15 protein-coding genes and 1 tRNA gene are annotated in these 15,472 nt (G+C 62.8%); 6 read left to right on the top strand and 10 right to left on the bottom strand.

The genetic code is table 11. From position 1 onward, the window contains the following. Positions 1–94: 94 nt before the first annotated feature. From A3OO_RS0120405 to A3OO_RS0120395, 3 genes are all read right to left on the bottom strand, one after another. A complete protein-coding gene (locus A3OO_RS0120405; RefSeq protein WP_245257247.1) occupies positions 95–691 on the bottom strand; it encodes a hypothetical protein in 597 nt (198 codons plus the stop codon). 14 nt (positions 692–705) lie between these two features. Continuing rightward, the gene (cysE, locus tag A3OO_RS0120400) at positions 706–1,545 is read right to left on the bottom strand and encodes a serine O-acetyltransferase (RefSeq protein WP_018409698.1); all 840 of its coding nucleotides are present in this window, start codon (positions 1,543–1,545) and stop codon (positions 706–708) included. A 71-nt stretch (positions 1,546–1,616) separates the two neighbouring features. Beyond that, positions 1,617–2,384: an alpha/beta fold hydrolase gene (locus A3OO_RS0120395; protein WP_018409697.1), complete on the bottom strand. Its 768-nt coding sequence runs from the start codon at positions 2,382–2,384 to the stop codon at positions 1,617–1,619. A 161-nt stretch (positions 2,385–2,545) separates the two neighbouring features. On the opposite strand from A3OO_RS0120395, the gene A3OO_RS0120390 reads away from it, so the two are divergent. The 3 genes from A3OO_RS0120390 to thrS all read left to right on the top strand — a co-directional run bounded on the left by A3OO_RS0120390 (position 2,546) and on the right by thrS (position 6,013). Then, positions 2,546–2,622 (top strand) — tRNA-Arg (locus tag A3OO_RS0120390). A 428-nt stretch (positions 2,623–3,050) separates the two neighbouring features. Continuing rightward, the gene (locus A3OO_RS0120385) at positions 3,051–3,302 is read left to right on the top strand and encodes a hypothetical protein (RefSeq protein ID WP_018409696.1); all 252 of its coding nucleotides are present in this window, start codon (positions 3,051–3,053) and stop codon (positions 3,300–3,302) included. 758 nt (positions 3,303–4,060) lie between these two features. After that, complete coding sequence (gene thrS / locus A3OO_RS0120375) at positions 4,061–6,013, top strand: threonine--tRNA ligase (protein ID WP_018409694.1); 1,953 nt, start codon at positions 4,061–4,063, stop codon at positions 6,011–6,013. A gap of 256 nt (positions 6,014–6,269) precedes the next feature. On the opposite strand, the gene rpmB is transcribed toward thrS, so the two are convergent. Then, positions 6,270–6,563 (bottom strand): 50S ribosomal protein L28, encoded by a 294-nt coding sequence (rpmB, locus tag A3OO_RS0120365; RefSeq protein ID WP_018409692.1) that lies wholly within the window; start codon positions 6,561–6,563, stop codon positions 6,270–6,272. A 383-nt stretch (positions 6,564–6,946) separates the two neighbouring features. Between rpmB and A3OO_RS0120360 the strand changes: the two genes are divergently transcribed. From A3OO_RS0120360 to A3OO_RS0120350, 3 genes are all read left to right on the top strand, one after another. Beyond that, positions 6,947–7,837 (top strand): NAD(P)-dependent methylenetetrahydromethanopterin dehydrogenase, encoded by an 891-nt coding sequence (locus A3OO_RS0120360; protein WP_018409691.1) that lies wholly within the window; start codon positions 6,947–6,949, stop codon positions 7,835–7,837. Between the two features lie 153 nt (positions 7,838–7,990). Continuing rightward, a complete protein-coding gene (fae, locus tag A3OO_RS0120355; protein ID WP_026223198.1) occupies positions 7,991–8,500 on the top strand; it encodes a formaldehyde-activating enzyme in 510 nt (169 codons plus the stop codon). Between the two features lie 66 nt (positions 8,501–8,566). After that, complete coding sequence (locus A3OO_RS0120350) at positions 8,567–9,601, top strand: hydantoinase/oxoprolinase family protein (RefSeq protein WP_018409689.1); 1,035 nt, start codon at positions 8,567–8,569, stop codon at positions 9,599–9,601. A 10-nt stretch (positions 9,602–9,611) separates the two neighbouring features. Here A3OO_RS0120350 and A3OO_RS0120345 read toward each other — a convergent pair whose 3' ends face one another. Genes A3OO_RS0120345 through A3OO_RS0120320 form a run of 6 tightly spaced genes read right to left on the bottom strand, consistent with a single transcriptional unit; the run spans position 9,612 to position 15,404 of the window. Beyond that, a complete protein-coding gene (locus A3OO_RS0120345; RefSeq protein WP_018409688.1) occupies positions 9,612–11,027 on the bottom strand; it encodes an outer membrane beta-barrel protein in 1,416 nt (471 codons plus the stop codon). A 50-nt stretch (positions 11,028–11,077) separates the two neighbouring features. Beyond that, complete coding sequence (locus A3OO_RS0120340) at positions 11,078–11,659, bottom strand: DUF447 domain-containing protein (RefSeq protein WP_018409687.1); 582 nt, start codon at positions 11,657–11,659, stop codon at positions 11,078–11,080. Beyond that, positions 11,643–13,064 carry a DUF6513 domain-containing protein gene (locus A3OO_RS0120335; RefSeq protein ID WP_018409686.1) on the bottom strand — a complete coding sequence of 474 codons (1,422 nt, stop codon included), beginning with the start codon at positions 13,062–13,064 and terminating at the stop codon, positions 11,643–11,645. Before A3OO_RS0120335 ends, A3OO_RS0120340 begins: the two co-directional genes overlap by 17 nt. Before the next feature lie 12 nt (positions 13,065–13,076). Continuing rightward, entirely contained in the window at positions 13,077–13,634 is a 558-nt protein-coding gene (locus A3OO_RS0120330; protein WP_018409685.1) for a flavoprotein, read from the bottom strand. Beyond that, positions 13,634–14,272: an amino acid kinase family protein gene (locus A3OO_RS0120325; protein ID WP_018409684.1), complete on the bottom strand. Its 639-nt coding sequence runs from the start codon at positions 14,270–14,272 to the stop codon at positions 13,634–13,636. Before A3OO_RS0120325 ends, A3OO_RS0120330 begins: the two co-directional genes overlap by 1 nt. Beyond that, positions 14,259–15,404, bottom strand: a complete 1,146-nt coding sequence (locus A3OO_RS0120320) for a (5-formylfuran-3-yl)methyl phosphate synthase (RefSeq protein ID WP_018409683.1) — start codon at positions 15,402–15,404, stop codon at positions 14,259–14,261. The genes A3OO_RS0120325 and A3OO_RS0120320 overlap by 14 nt, the downstream gene beginning before the upstream one ends. Between the last annotated feature and the right edge of the window lie 68 nt (positions 15,405–15,472).

Below are 15,472 nucleotides of genomic sequence, written 5' to 3'. Positions count from 1 at the left end.
ATCTTCATGACGCGCGCAACCTGCTCCCTCTCCTGCGCGAAGCGCGGGGGAGGGTTGGGGAGGGGGCTTTTCCTGCAAGCGTTTGGCAGGAACCTCAATCCGTCTTCGAAAAATCCGGGATCTTGAATCCAAGCTTGCCCTGTCGCCAGAGCGTGAAGGCGACGCCGCCGGCCACAACAACGAAAACGCCGAAAGCGATGTAGAGATAAATTTCCTCGTCGGTGACGAGGCCGACCGAGAACGGATGTCGGCCTTCAAAACTCTTGGCGCCGTCGTCGCTCGTCAGCTTGGCGTAGAGCACATAGGCGCCGGGCTCCCTAAAATTCTGGTCGAAATTCACCATGCCGTTGCGGAATTTCTGCACCGGCAGACGGCCGACGATATCGGCTTCGGGGTCGGCATCGCCGTTCGGCCCCTTGCCGCGCAGGATGCGGATGTCCCAATTCATGTCGCGCAATTCATTGTCGGCGGCGTCGAGCACGATGACGCTCGGGCCGACGTCGGGCAGCGCGATGCACTCCCGATCGACATTCTTCTTGGGCTGCATGGCGACGAATTTCATCGACTTGCCGCCAAGATCGATCGGACATTCCGGGTCGTAATAATGCCAACCGGCGGCTGTCGCGGCGCGTGGAGACAGCAACGACGCCGCGACAAAAACGAGCGCAAAGCTCAGGAGAATTTTGCTCAAGGTCAACTCCGCCTTCACATGCCGGCGTCGAGATAGGCCAGCATCTGATCCATGGCAAGCGCCGGCTCGGCGCAGCGCGCCTCGCCGACGATCCGGGCCGGCACGCCGGCGACGGTCTTGTTGGCGGGAACCGGGTCGAGCACGACCGAGCCCGCGGCGATCATGGCGCAGCGGCCGATCTCGATATTGCCGAGGACTTTCGCGCCGGCGCCGATCAATACGCCGCGCCTGACCTTGGGATGGCGGTCGCCGCGCGCCTTGCCGGTGCCCCCTAACGTCACGCCATGCAGCATCGACACTTCGTCTTCGACGACGCTGGTCGCGCCGATGACGACGCCGGTCGCGTGATCGATGAAAATGCTCTTGCCGATCACGGCGGCAGGGTGGATGTCGACCTGGAAGGTCTGTGACGACAGGCTCTGCAGGATCAGCGCGAAGTCGCTGCGGCCGTTCTTCCACAGCCAATGCGCCAGACGATAGGTCTGCAGCGAATGGAAGCCTTTGAAATAGAGCGCCGGCTCGATCAGCCTTGTGCAGGCGGGATCGCGCTCGAGCACGGCGAGCAGGTCGGCGCGGAATGCCTCGACCAAGCCCGGCTCGCGCGCGGCGCATTCTTCGAACGCCTGACGGATCGCGATATAGGGCGCCTCCGGCCGATCGAGCCGCTGCGCCACGCGATGCGCGACGACGCCCAAGACGCCGTTCTGCGACAGGATCGCCGGATGCAGGAAGCCGCCGAGTTCCGGTTCGCGCCGCAGCACGTCCTCCGCCTCCGCGCGCAGCCGCGCGAACAGCGGGTCATTCTGGGCGAAGTCGATGATCTTCGCGCCAAGTTCGCGCGTTTCGGCGCCCATCCGCCCCTCCTTGGTCAGGCAATGATATAGCGGAGCGCTCGGACAATAGCACGGGGCCCCGCCGGCGGCCGTTAAGGCCGTGTGTCCAGGAACTCCAGCACCGCCTGCTTGTAGATCCTGTCGCCGACCGCCCGGTTGTGGTCGCGGCCGGGAATATCGACCACGCGAGCATTCGGGAAGAACTCGGCCAGCGGGAGCGGGTCGCCGGCGACGTCGTCGCGCGTGCCGACGCAGATCAGCACTGGCGCGGTGATGCGCGCGAGCGACTCTGGCTCGACGGACTTGCGGGCGCCGCGCACGCAGGCGGCGAGGGCGGCGAGGTCGCTGCGGGTGGATTCGGCGAAGCCGCGAAAGATTTTGAGAGTCGAATCGTCGATGTCCTCGATGCGCTCAATCTCCATGGCTTCGGCGAGGCCACGCGGCAGGCCGGAGTTCTCGATGAGATTTTCGCCGATGCCGCCGAGGATCAAGGAGCGCACGCGCTCGGGCGCCGTCAGCGCCAGCACCGTGCCGATGCGTCCGCCGAGCGAATAGCCCATGACGTCGGCGCGCGGGATCGACAGATGGTCGAGCAGATGCACGATGTCGGCGGCCATCAGGTCGAGACTATATTGCGCCGGATCGTACAGCTTGGCGGAGCGACCATGGCCGCGATTGTCGAAGACAATGACGCGGCGGCCGTCTTCAGTCAGCGTCTTGACCCATTGCGTGAACAGCCAGTTCACGGCATGGGTCGAGGCGAAGCCATGCACGAGGACGATCGGTTCGCCGCGATCTTCCGTTAAAGGCTCGAAATCCACATAGGCTATCTCGACGCCATCCGACAGGAACGTTTCCATTATAAATCCCACTTAGAGCCTTTTATCTAAATGCTTGCGCCGTCGACGCAAGGCTGCGCGCGGCGAAAGTAAATGCGCTCTTGCCATTCGCGTCGCTTGCCGGTAAACGAGCCGGCACGTCGCCATAGCCCGTTTATCGCATCGGGGCTATGGCGAAGCAGGCGCCCGTAGCTCAGCTGGATAGAGCACCAGACTACGAATCTGGGGGTCAGAGGTTCGAATCCTTTCGGGCGCGCCATCCTATCAAAGCTCACAAGCCAAAAGGCTGACGAGCTGCTAGCCCTTCCCCGCGCGGGTCGCCCAAAAGTTGACGGCGAAACACGTCCTGAGCGCTCGCGATTACAATAACGCGCGGTCATAGCAAAACGCGGATGCCCCATCACCTGGGTCGCAAATCACGCTTCGGATTCTCGTGACTGGATGGTGGCGCGACACAAACCGAGACGCGCCGCTTTCATGTCGCTCCCTTCCAAGCCTGCATTGAGGGCAAAGGAGGCGCCGGTCTGAGCCAATTTCAACGATTGCTCCCGCGCGTCTGGCCGCCGTCCTCATCGATTCGACAACAGCTCACCGCCATTGCTGGCCTTGTCTGAACGGTAGATAGGTCCATATTTTCCGCAGGGCCGGCCGCCATTTGGGCCAAGTCGACTTGGTGGAGACGCCACAATGATCGAAACATTGATAGGACTCATCTTTCTCGTCATCATCATCGGGGTTTTTTGGTGGGCCGCGACGACCTTGCTCCGTGTCATTCCTCTCGCGGAGCCATTTCGAACAGTTGTTCACGTGCTCGTCGTTTTGGTCGGGGTGTTCATCGTTCTTTATGTGGCGCAGATGTTCCTGTCGGCAGCCGGCATTAAAGTGCCATGGCCCAAGATTGGCGAAGCGAAATCAATACACTTGATCATGCCTGCCTGAGTGATCCGTTCACAGTGAGGACTCGCGCAGCTGCACCGCTCGGGTGCTGCTGACGAGTCTACAACGCGTGCGGCCGTCGCTCTGAAAATTCCCCGCAACGATCTTCCCCTGTCGGCGCAATTTTGAACTCCTCGAGCACGCGCCTCGCGGTTTCCGCGCGTCTCCAGGGCGGTTGTTGTCGGGAATACTTCGCATGCGATGAGCGCTGAAGGCTTAGGTTGCTCGCAAAAGAATCCAGCGACAGGTTGGTCACGTAATTCACCGACTTCTTTTTTGTCCGACGGCGTCTCCCATATGATGTGCCTATTCGGCGTGGTCATTGTGAACAAGCCAAAGCCGTAGCCATCGCACTGAAGGGAATGTACATCATGGATACCCAGACGCTCCTCATCATTATTATTGTTCTTCTCATCCTTGGCGGCGGTTGGTACGGCCGAGGGCGTTGGTTTTAGTCCGAGAGGCCGACGCGCGCCGCATAACGCGGCTCTTGGCATGCCGTCTTACGGCGAGGTTACCCTGTTTTAGGGCGACTCTGTCTCCGATCGCGCGCGCCTCGGTATCGGTCCTAGAGGCGCGCTAGCTCAACCTTGACTTGCTTGCCGGTAAGCGTCCGGTAGGCAATACACGCTCCCAGGCGCGCCGCGTCTTCCTCCTCAGACACGCTTGCGCCGGCGCGCGGGCGGCGTTATGAAGGCGCCGTTCATCCAAAGCGACTTACGTCGACTCGTATCGGCGACTGAGCGCGACAGGAGCGTACTATGGTAGCGGTTACATTCCCCGACGGGGCGTCCCGTCAGTTCGAGCCCGGCGTTTCGGGCGTCGACATCGCCAAGAGCATCTCTCCCTCTCTCGCCAAGCGCAGCGTCGCCATGACGCTCGACGGCGCGCTCGTCGATCTGACAAGACCGATTGAGCGCGACTCGAAGATCGAATTCGTCACGCGCGAAGATCCGCGCGCGCTGGAGCTCATCCGTCACGACGCCGCGCATGTGCTGGCGGAGGCGGTGCAGGAGCTTTATCCCGGCACGCAGGTGACGATCGGCCCGGTCATCGAGAACGGCTTCTATTACGATTTCTTCCGCGCCGAGCCGTTCACGCTCGAAGACCTGCCGGCGATCGAAAAGAAGATGCGCGAGATCGTCGCGCGCGACGCCAAGATCACGCGCGAAGTGTGGAATCGCGACGACGCCAAGCAATGGTTTCTGACCAAAGGCGAGATTTTCAAGGGCGAGCTCATTGACTCGATCAAGTCCGATGAGCCCTTGAGCGTCTATCGGCAAGGCCAGTGGCTCGATCTCTGTCGCGGCCCGCACATGCCCTCCGTCGGCAAGGTCGGCACGGCTTTCAAGCTGATGAAGGTCGCGGGCGCCTATTGGCGTGGCGATTCGACGAAGCCGATGCTGTCGCGCATCTACGGCACGGCCTGGACGACGCAGGAGCAACTCGACGCCCATCTGCACCGGCTGGAGGAAGCCGAGCGGCGCGATCACCGCCGCCTGGGGCGCGAGATGGACCTGTTCCATTTTCAGGAGGAAGGCCCCGGCGCGATCTTCTGGCACCCGAAGGGCTGGGCGCTGTTCCAGAACGTCATCTCCTACATGCGCCGGCGCCTGAAGGCCGATTATCAGGAAGTCAACGCGCCGCTGCTCCTCGACAAGTCGCTGTGGGAGACGTCCGGCCACTGGGAATGGTTTCGCGAAAACATGTTCGTCTCAGCGCCCGCGCGCGAACAGACGGACGAAGATCGGCTGTACGCGATCAAGCCGATGAATTGTCCTGGCCATATCCAGATCTTCAAACACGGCCTCAAGTCATACCGCGATCTGCCGCTGCGCATGGCCGAGTTCGGCGTCGTGCATCGCTATGAGCCGTCCGGCGCGCTGCATGGCCTGCTGCGCGTGCGCGCCTTCACGCAGGACGATGCGCATGTCTTCTGCACCGAAGCGCAGATGGCCGAAGAATGCCTCAAGATCAATGATCTCATTCTGTCGACCTACGCCGATTTCGGCTTCGAGGAAGTCGTCGTGAAGCTCTCGACGCGTCCCGAAAAGCGCGTCGGCTCCGACGAGGCTTGGGACGAAGCCGAGGCGATCATGACGCGGGTCTTGAGCGAAATCGAAGCGGGCTCGGGCGGACGAATCAAGACGGGCATTAATCCGGGCGAGGGCGCGTTCTACGGCCCCAAGTTCGAATATACGCTGCGCGACGCGATCGGCCGCGAGTGGCAATGCGGCACGACGCAGGTCGACTTCAACCTGCCGTCGCGCTTTGGCGCCTATTACATCGGCCCGGACAGCGAGAAGAAGACGCCGGTGATGATCCACCGCGCGATCTTCGGCTCGCTCGAACGCTTCACCGGCATTCTGATCGAGCATTTCGCCGGACATCTGCCGCTGTGGCTGTCGCCGCTGCAGATCGTCATTTGCACGATCACGCAGGACGCCGACGACTATGCCTATGAGGTCGCCGCCGCGGCGCGAAAGCTCGGGCTTGCGGTCGAGGTCGACGCGCGCAACGAGAAGATCACCTACAAGGTGCGCGAACATTCGCTGGCGAAGGTTCCCGTGCTGCTCGTCGCGGGCAAGAAAGAGGCGGCCGAGCGCACGATCTCAATGCGCCGGCTGGGCTCGCAGGCGCAGACGCAGCTTTCGCTCGACGAGGCGTTGAAGCGGCTGGCGGAGGAAGCGACGCCGCCGGATCTGCGGGGTTAGTTTTATCGACGGGCTGACGCCGGGAGCGCAATCCCTCTCCCTTTGGGAGAGGGTGGCCCGGCGGGAGCCGGGTCGGGTGAGGGGTTTATCCCTCTACACGTCAGGCGCTTTCCCCTCATCCGTCGCGCTTCGCGCGCCACCTTCTCCCCATGGGAGAAGGGATGCCCGCCTTTTTCAGCGACAAACTCGGGGCGCGGCAAAACAAAAGCCCCGCCGCAAGGCGACGGGGCCAAATGTCAAAACAGAAGGCGAAGCTTTAAGCGCTCGCGGCCGCCTGCTTCTTCTCGATTTCGCGCTTGAGCGTTCGGGCGTTCTTCGACAGCTCTTCGGTCTTCGCCTTCGCGAGGAAGGCGTCAAGCCCGCCGCGATGCTCCACCGACCGCAGCGCCGCCGCGGAGATGCGCAGTCGCACCGAACGCGCCAGCGCCTCTGAGGCGAGCGTCACATTGACGAGATTGGGCAGAAACCGCGTCTTCGTCTTCCGATTGGAATGGCTGACGAGATTGCCGGACTGCACGCCCTTTCCGGTCAGCTCGCAACGGCGGGACATAATGGTTCCTTTCGCTCTATTCTTCCATGCGTGGACCGCGGCGCCAGTCGCCCACGATCGCCAGCAGAGGGTGAAAAAGACAGCGAGGCGCGACGACGATGCGCCGAGCCTCGATTGCGGGGCTTATAGAGGCAAAGCGCGGCCGCCGTCAACCAACAGCCGCCGCCATGGGGCCGCACGCTGCGGCGCACACGCCTCTAGACATCGGCTTCGTTCTGGGTTCTAAGCCTCCCACCGCTCCGGGCGAGGCCGAGGCGCGCGCCCGCGCGCCGTTCGTTTAGCCGGAATCATGGAGAGATCGAGGGGCTGGAGGTTATCTCCCGCCGCGCGTCGCCTATGGCCGCGTAAGACGCGAAAATCGAGGGAAAGGTTGGGGAGATTCAATGGCCAAAGCGATTCTGCACATGCTCAGCACGTTGAAGCATATGAGTCCCTTCGATGTGAACATGGCCCTCGACGCCGGCTATGACGCGGCGATTCCTTACACCAATGTCACGCTCGACGAAGTCACCGCGCTCGTGCAGGACGCGATGTTCTCGCGCGCCCCTTCGGCCGCGCTGCGCACCGGCATCTTTTTCGCCGGCCGCGACGCCGTGCTCGCGCTCGACATGATGGACACCGCAAAGAAAGCGCTGCTAAAGCCCTTCGAAGTGTCGCTCTTCGCCGATCCCTACGGCTCCTTCACCACCGCCGGCGCGATGGTCGCCTGCGTCGAAAAAATTCTGCGGGAGAAGAAACAGCGCGAGCTCAAGGGCGCGAAAGTCGTCATCTATGGGGCGACGGGCGTTGTTGGCTATTCCGCCGCGGTCATCTCGGCGCTCGAGGGCGCTGAAGTCACCGTCGTCGGCTATAGCGGCCTCGAGCGTGTCGCCAAGCTCGCCGACGAAATGTGCAAGCGTTTTAACATCAAGGTGGCGCCTGCCGACGGCTCCACGCCAGAACAAGTGCGGGAATTGCTGCGCCAGCATGAAATCGCGCTGTGCGCGGCGCGCGCCGGCGTCCAGGTGCTGTCGAAGGAAGATCTTACCGCCGCCAAGGATCTCTTGATCGCCGCCGACGTCAACGCCGTGCCGCCGCTTGGCGTTGAAGGCTGCGGTCTGCACGACAATGGCGTCGTGGTTTCGCCTCATGGCGCGCTGGGCATCGGCGCGCTGGCGATCGGCAACGTCAAATACGGCACGGAAGCTGGTCTCTTCAAGAAGATGGCGACGTCCGACGAGCCGCTTTGCCTCGACTTCCGTCACGCTTTCGCATTGGCCCGCGAACTCGTGTGACGTCTCGCGCGCTTGCCAGGTCTCGCGCCTTGGCAAGAACGCGCGAAAATGGTTGAGTCCGCGCCGCGAGCGTGGGCTCTTATCGCCGCGCGCCCCGCGTGCGGCTCGCTTAGGGCGCCTGTGAATCCGGCGCCAGAATTCTGGGAGAAAAACATGGCTTTGATCAACAAAATGCTGGTCGGCGAGTCGCTGGTCGGCGACGGTAATGAAGTTGCGCATATCGATCTGATCATGGGGCCGCGCGGCTCCGCGGCCGAGCTCGCTTTCGCCAACGCGCTCGTCAACAACAAGGACGGCTTCACGACGCTGCTCGCGGTCGTCGCGCCGAACCTGCTGTGCAAGCCCAACACGATCCTCTTCAACAAGGTGACGATCAAGGGCGCCAAGCAGGCCGTGCAGATGTTCGGCCCGGCGCAGCATGGCGTCGCCAAGGCTGTTGCGGATTCGGTCGCCGAGGGCGTGATCCCGATGGATGAGGCCGACGACATCTTCATTGCGGTCGGCGTGTTCATTCACTGGGACGCTTCGGACGACAAGAAGATCCAGGACTACAATTATACCGCGACGAAGGAAGCGATCGCGCGCGCCGTCAAGGGCGAGCCGAAGGCTTCGGAAGTCGTCGCTAAGCGCAACGAAGCCAAGCACCCCTTCGCGCCGAACTGATCCGCGCAGCATCTTCGAAATTGAAGGGGGGCCGCGCGGCTCCCCTTTTTCTTTTGGGAGTGGCGGATGGCGGCGGTCATCGGCTGGGATATCGGCGGCGCCCATATCAAGGCGGCGCGCGCGGATGACGGGCGCCTGACAGCGGTCGTTCAAATCGCCTGCGCCCCCCATGAAAGCGTCGCAAGCCTGGAGCAGGCGCTACGCGCCGCGCGTTCGGCGCTCGGCGAGGCAGAGCGTCATCGCGTCACAATGACGGCGGAGCTCTCCGACGCGTTCGAAACTAGGGCGCGCGGCGTCGTTACGGTGGCCGCCATCGCCGCGCGCGAGATCGGCGTTCCTGACATTCTTTTTTACGCCGGCGAACACGGCTTCATCAGCCGCGACGAGGTAGGCGCCCATGTCGACGCCGTCGCTTCGGCCAATTGGCGCGCCTCAGCCGAATTCGTCGCGCGCCATTGCGCCGAGGCGCTGTTCATCGACATTGGATCGACGACGACGGACCTTGCGCCGATTTGCGTCGGACGTGTCGCGGCGCTTGGGGCGAGCGACGCCGAGCGCCTCGCTTATGGAGAACTCGCCTACGCCGGATTTTCACGTGGCGCGCCTCAGGCCTATGCGGCGCGCGCGCCGGTCGCCGGACGGTGGACGCCGCTCGTCAACGAGGCCTTTGCGTCGATGGCCGACGTAAGGCGCGTGCTCGGCGATCTCCGCGAAGGCGAAACCGACGCCGACCTGTCGCCGACGGCGGACGGTCGCCCGAAGACGGTTGCGGCGTCGCGCGCGCGGCTGGCGCGTCTTGCCGGGCGTGACGCCGCCGAATTGAGCGATGCGCAATGGCGTGCCTTCGCGCTGTATCTTGCGCGCGCGCAATTGCGCGCCATCGAAGATCAGATGGCGCTGCCCCAATCGCGCGACGCGCTGGCGTTCGATGCGCCGATCATCGGCGCCGGCGTCGGCCGCAGACTCGCAGCGCGTCTGGCGCATGCGCAAGGCCGGACATTCATCGATTTCGCCGATCTGATTGCGGCGCCGCCTGCCTTGGCCGAAAGGGCCGCGAATTGCGCGCCGGCTTCGGCGCTGGCGTTGCTGGAAGTCCGGTAGCGCACAATAATCATTGGATTGTGAATGGCGCGATGACGTCCATCGAGAAAAGGCCCTGCGTGCGCTTTGGACCGTTCGGCCCGAAGAAGGGCGCCGCATCATTCACCGCCGCCTCCCATCGAAATTCGGGTCTCAGGATCAATCCTGAGAAATATGGAATCCCCGTCAGCTTTTGCGAAAAAGTGACTCCGGCGGTGATCGCAAGATAGCTCGTCCCTTGTCCCTGCGGCTGCACAATTACCGATGGAGCGGGAAAGCCGTGTTCGGAGTTGACGCTGTCGAAGTAGCCCGGATAGGCGGCGGCGAAGAAATTTTTGGCGTCGCGCCAAAATTCGACGCGGGCGCCGAGTTTGATCGAATCGTCGATCTTGTACGTCGCATATTGGGCGATCCCATATGCGTTGGCTCCGCGAGGATGTTGCGGGATGAGAGAAGTATTCAAACCGAAGCCGTTCGGAAGAGCGTTAAGCGCATCGAAATAGGATCCGAAAATCGATACGGGGTACCCGCCGCTTTCCCGAAAATAGCTGATGTCCGACGCGAAGCTCAGATTTTCGGTGACTTTCCAGGTCGCCGTCAAATTATTGTACATGAGCCAAGCGTTGTTAGGATTGCAGGCGCACGCCGCAGGAATGCCGCCGATGACGCCATCCGGCCAACCCACCAACAGAGGGTCTTTCACATTCGGATTTTCTGGTCCGGAATGCGTAATCGCGAGGATCGAAAGGTCGCCACCGAGCAGGTTCAAGGCAAATCCGGCATGGAACGAGGGCGAATTGTTGTTGTCGCCGGGCCAGCCCATTGTGGTGTCCACGCCGGAGACAATGCCGGCGTATAGATCGAGCCAGTCCGTTGCATGGACGATCGACATGATGCCGGTGTCGACGAAGGGTCCGAAATTCGAGCTATAGGAGCGCGTATAAAAAACATTGTCCTTCGACGTGAGCTTCTCGATGCCATTATAGCTCATGAATTGTCCGACAGTGACGTCGACGCCGCCCTCGGTGAGAATTGGCAGGTGGGCCTGGAGATTCGCCTCAACGATCGAAAGCTGCGTGCGATCGTGAATGAGGTATTCGGTCTGGCCCAGGAACTGCGTGTAACGAGCGTCTGTGCCGAGCATTCCGATGAAGCCAAGCCCGAAGTCCAGGCCGGTCGCCTTCTGGTCGAGAGGACGCTCCACATTCAGTATCGCTTGATTGAATTGCGGCCAGTTGGCGCGATCCGTTTCAAGATGACCGAAGTTTATCTTGTTATAGGGATGCGCGAAGTTGACGGCGACGCCTCCCGACAAAAAGCCGTCGATCGACAGGCTATCGAGCCAGCTTGGCGTAGACGAAGATGGCTTCGTCGCCGCGTCGCCGCAAATGGCCTGCGACGTCGAAAGGAGAATGATCGCCGCCATCGCGCAGACGTTTCGGTTCATCGCACGCTTCTTTCGTGGGGCATGCTTGCGAATCGAGCGACAAAGGTTCGCTAACGCGACGCGCGCTTTTCCGCTCGCTCCTTATATGCGTCAATTTTCTCCATCACCATGTTCCAGGCTTCGAGCTCAGCGTCGCCGGCGGTTTTGTCGATGGCGATCTGCAGATAGGCCAGTTCTCTCTCGATCTTTTCGGGCGGCAGCATGTCGAGCCGCGTCGCGAGAATCGCCGCTTCCAGCACGGCGGCGCGCGCGCGGTTCATGCCGAGAAAGGCGCGATGCGACTCAATCCGCCTCACTCTGCAGAAGAAGCGCGGCCGCGATTCATGCTCCTCGACGCGCGCGACGATGAGTTGGGCGTGCGCCAGCGCGGCGGAGAGGCGCGGCGCCGGCCAGTCTTCAATGTCGGTGAGCGGCCAGTTGCGTTGGCCGACGACGAGTCCGGCAAAAATCCGCGCGTCGTCGGTAAAGCTCGCCGTTAGTTTCGGGTTATGCGCGAGATTGAACAGAGTCGAAGATGGACGAAACGGCGCGGCGATCCAGAAGCCATGTTCCTCGATCAATCCGAGCGGCGCGATATGCGGTCGACCTTCCGGCGACAGCGTCGTGATGACGCATTCATGTATCAGAGGCATCTTTTGCAGGTCCTTCGCCCGCTTTGCGCATCGTGTGACCCATTTCCTTGAAGCGCGTCGCGTCCTCTTCGTTGATCTCCGTCGCGACGCCGAAGTCGAGCGGTTCATCTTGACGATAGCGCTTGCCGAGCTTGTAGGCGATCTCGGCTTTCATCAATTCCGCGCCAAGATAAAAAGCGTGGGCGCCGTCATGTTCGACGTCAAGATGCGGGAAGAGCGCCATCGCGTCGGCTGCGACGTGGTGGAACCCTTTGGCGTAGATATGCACGCCGTCCTGCGTCACATCTATGCGGAAATTAGCATCGCGCAGTTCGCGCGCAAGCGCGGCAATCTCTTCCGGCGTTGCAGCATAGGGTTTGCGGTCGTGGATCTGCAGCAGGGCGTCGCTATAGCCCTTTGGCAGAGCGCGGTCGGCGCGCGCCGCAAACATCAAACGTCTTGCGGCGTCGTGCTCCTGCAGCGTTCGCCGCGTATGAGGGGACACCTGCACCGTGAGTAGATGCCGTATATCGAGTTCGGAACATATGCCGAGCATAGCCGCGGTGACGCCGGCGGAGTCGGCGTCGGTAAGCTCCGTGAGATTGCCCGTTCCCATCATGATCTCGGCCTCAGGCTCGCGGGCGCGCAGTTCGACGTAGCGGGCGATCGAGGCGGCGAGGCCGAAGTGAATCGGATCGAGAATCGGATCGAGAATGGCGCTGATTCCGCGCTCGCGCGCGCGGCGTGCGGCGTGCTGCAGCGAGTCGAGATCGCCGTGCGGCCGCGGCGTCAGAATCGGAATAATGGGCGAATTGTCGGGAAGGATCGACAGCGTTTCTTCGTCCAAACTCAAGAGGTGATCGACGCCGGCCTTCGCCGCGCGTTCAAGCTCGGCGACATTGGCCGAGTCGACGCTCACCTTCAGGCCGTGGACCTTGAGCGCCGCGATCGCGTCCTCGAGATGATCGAAAGGCGTATCCGGCAGACAGCCGAGATCGATGACGTCGGCGCCGCCGGCGGCGAGTTCGCGCGCCTTGACCGAAATGTCCGCGACGCTCATCTTTGACGCGTCGACGATCTCGGCAAAAATCTGCATGTCGTAGCGTGAGAGATCCGGCGCCGCGCCGCCGCGCCCGAGATAGGCGGGAAGATCGGCGATCTCTTCCGGCCCGCGTTCAAAGGCGACGCCGAAATCCTCGGTCAGCACGGCGAGATCGGCGCGACAGCGCCCCGGCAAGATGACGCGGTCAGCCTGCACGGGTCGCGGCAGGCGCCGGTGAATGATCTCCTGTGTCATGAGCGCCGCGACCTTCACCCCAATGTCGTGGATACGCCACTCCTGCGCCGCTTCGCCGAAGCTCGCGACCAGGCGCTCCAACCGTGGCAGTGCAAGATGGCCGGTGAGGAACAGCAGGCGCTCGCTCATGCGGAGCTTTCGTTAAGGTTGCGGCTCGACTTCGCGGCGGCGGCGCTCCACCGCCTCCTGCAGCGCCGCGAGGCTTTCGACGACCTGCGTCGCTTCGAAGGATTTGAGCGCGTCGGTATTCTGCAAATCGATGCGGCGCGGATAGACCATCACCATGCCTTTGGGCGCGCGCGTCTCGAGTTCGGGCGCGGTGTCGCAGGCGAAGACGATCGTCGGCACACGGCATTTGCCGGCCTGCGCGAAGACATTCGTCGCAAGATTGTCGGAAATGCCGGCGACGCATTTCGCGACGGTGTTCGAGGTCGCGGGCGCGAGAACCAGCGTGTGATAGAAATTGTAGTAGAAATTTCCGACCGGTGCGGCGCTCGCGGTGGTGTCCTTAAAGATGCGAACCGTCTCCGGCAGATCGAGATCGTGCTTATACATGCGCACGACTTCCGCCGCCGCCTTGCTGACGAAAAGATCGACGTGATCGAGCGAGCGGATCATCTCGAGACATTCGGTGAAGAAATGCCCAGATCCGGTGAGCGCCCAACCCCAGCGCGGCGTGACTACTTTCTTTTTTGTCATCAGGCGAACTTCCGCGTTGGAAAATTTGCGATGGCTGCGCCCGGCGGGACGCCGTCGGCAAGGAGCGCGGCGGCGTGCGGGAGAGACGAGGGGCCGGCGAGGAAGAGCGGCGTCCCATCGAGATAATCCGGAAGCGCCGGATCGATAACGCCCTTGCGCATAATCTCGCTCAGTAAGGCGCCATCGCCGACATCGACGCTCTTGATGAGCGCGAGCGCGCAAGCGCCCATTTTTTTGGCAAGCCAGGCGGCGAGACTGTCGGAGGTGACGTCCCAGGATGGCGCAATGTCATCTGCGGCGGCGACCATTGCGCTCGGCCGCCAAATGGCGATTTGTCCTCGGGCGTGCGCCGCTGAGATTGCGCCACGAGAGGCCGCGAGCTCCAGCGAATCGTCACGATTCGCGAGCGCCAGCGCATATTGCTCCATCGCCAGAACCGCCATGGCGTGCGCGGTCGCATCGTCGTAGCGCATTGTCGGCTGCGCGGCGCGCACCGCGTCGGCGAAGGGTCCGCCGCCGGGAACGATCGTCAGCGGCCGCGGACAGCGCTTCAGCGCCGCAAGCCAATCGGCGAGCGCCGGGGAAGCATGCAGGCTCCCGCCGAGTTTTACGACGAGGGGCGCGTTACTTGACGGCATCGATGCGCATCGGCGCCGGCTGCAGGCGACGCGCGTCCTCATGGGCGCGCGCGCGGCGGATTTTCACGCCGACAGCGCCTGGCGCGACATCGAGCTTTTCGACCTGGACAGTGACGGCGCGCACCCGTTCATGCAGCAGAACGCTTTCGGCGAGGCGCTCGGCGATCGTTTCGACCAGCTCGATATGGCCGCCGGCGAGAATCATTTTGATCGCGTCCATGATCACGTCGTAGGAGAAGATCGAGCGCATGTCGTCGGAACCGTTGATGCGGGTCACGTCCGCTTCTACGTTGAAACGCACACGTTGCGTATGGCCGTGTTCGTGGGCGTAGGCGCCGATCTCGACGGGCGCCACATAATCCTTGAGAAACACGCAATCGGTGTCGTTCGCGCCCGCAGGTTCGATATAGCCGCGGCCGAGGAACGACAAATGGGCGAAAAAATCGGCGTGCGCGCCTCGGGTCGATGGGATCAGATCGCGGATCAGCGTCGTGGCGTGGGAGTCGATGGCGGCGCGCCGCTCGCCATGCGCGCAGAGCGCGCCGCGAAAGCCAAGCACGTCGGCGCCCGTGACAAGCAGGCGCGGCACGTCCGGAGACTCCAATGCGCCGGCGAGCCCGGAGGCGAGCCCGAGCGCGCGGCAGCGCGCCACGAATTCGGACAGTGCGCCGACGCTCATATAGTCGAGCAGTCGGCCCTTGCCCTTATGCGCCGTGTCCAGCATCGCCCCATGAAAGCCGGCGCCAGCCAGCGGCTCAAGGGTGTCGAACTCGGGGCCGAGATCGGCGAAGAGCACGGCGACGAGCCGCGTTTTTGCGGTCAGCGGCGCCAGCGCCTCGATGATCTCGACGGCGTCGGGCGTCGCCGGCAGGGCAAACTTCACATAATCGACGCCTGCTGCGACGACCTCTTCAAAGTCGCGCAGCGCATGCGCGACGTCGTGCGGCAACTCGACGACGGCGCTGACCGGGCGGCGGCCGTCGACGAAGGCGACAATATCAGCGACGGTGTCCAGGGGTAGGGCGCCCAGCGCGCCGCGCGAGGGCGCCTTGCAATCGATGATGTCGGCGCCGCGCGCGAGGGCGATCTCCGCCTCGTCGCGGGAGAGAACGCTCGCCAACATCAGGGTCATGAGTTCTTGGCTCCAGTCGTTGCGCAACGCGCATCTGCGCGCTTGTGGAGCAAATTTTTCCCGAATCC

Source organism: Methylocystis rosea SV97 (assembly GCF_000372845.1).
Classification (GTDB): Bacteria; Pseudomonadota; Alphaproteobacteria; order Rhizobiales; family Beijerinckiaceae; genus Methylocystis; species Methylocystis rosea.
Note: the sequence above shows the minus strand (reverse complement) of the source record. Positions and strands in the feature narration are given on the sequence as shown.

Excerpts from the sequence above, each read along its gene's own strand:
- cysE (WP_018409698.1), bottom strand. The coding sequence starts at position 1,545 with ATGGGCGCCGAAACGCGCGAACTTGGCGCGAAGATCATCGACTTCGCC.
- A3OO_RS0120395 (WP_018409697.1), bottom strand. The coding sequence starts at position 2,384 with ATGGAAACGTTCCTGTCGGATGGCGTCGAGATAGCCTATGTGGATTTC.
- A3OO_RS0120385 (WP_018409696.1), top strand. The coding sequence starts at position 3,051 with ATGATCGAAACATTGATAGGACTCATCTTTCTCGTCATCATCATCGGG.
- thrS (WP_018409694.1), top strand. The coding sequence starts at position 4,061 with ATGGTAGCGGTTACATTCCCCGACGGGGCGTCCCGTCAGTTCGAGCCC.
- rpmB (WP_018409692.1), bottom strand. The coding sequence starts at position 6,563 with ATGTCCCGCCGTTGCGAGCTGACCGGAAAGGGCGTGCAGTCCGGCAAT.
- A3OO_RS0120360 (WP_018409691.1), top strand. The coding sequence starts at position 6,947 with ATGGCCAAAGCGATTCTGCACATGCTCAGCACGTTGAAGCATATGAGT.
- fae (WP_026223198.1), top strand. The coding sequence starts at position 7,991 with ATGGCTTTGATCAACAAAATGCTGGTCGGCGAGTCGCTGGTCGGCGAC.
- A3OO_RS0120350 (WP_018409689.1), top strand. The coding sequence starts at position 8,567 with ATGGCGGCGGTCATCGGCTGGGATATCGGCGGCGCCCATATCAAGGCG.
- A3OO_RS0120345 (WP_018409688.1), bottom strand. The coding sequence starts at position 11,027 with ATGAACCGAAACGTCTGCGCGATGGCGGCGATCATTCTCCTTTCGACG.
- A3OO_RS0120340 (WP_018409687.1), bottom strand. The coding sequence starts at position 11,659 with ATGCCTCTGATACATGAATGCGTCATCACGACGCTGTCGCCGGAAGGT.
- A3OO_RS0120335 (WP_018409686.1), bottom strand. The coding sequence starts at position 13,064 with ATGAGCGAGCGCCTGCTGTTCCTCACCGGCCATCTTGCACTGCCACGG.
- A3OO_RS0120330 (WP_018409685.1), bottom strand. The coding sequence starts at position 13,634 with ATGACAAAAAAGAAAGTAGTCACGCCGCGCTGGGGTTGGGCGCTCACC.
- A3OO_RS0120325 (WP_018409684.1), bottom strand. The coding sequence starts at position 14,272 with ATGCCGTCAAGTAACGCGCCCCTCGTCGTAAAACTCGGCGGGAGCCTG.
- A3OO_RS0120320 (WP_018409683.1), bottom strand. The coding sequence starts at position 15,404 with ATGACCCTGATGTTGGCGAGCGTTCTCTCCCGCGACGAGGCGGAGATC.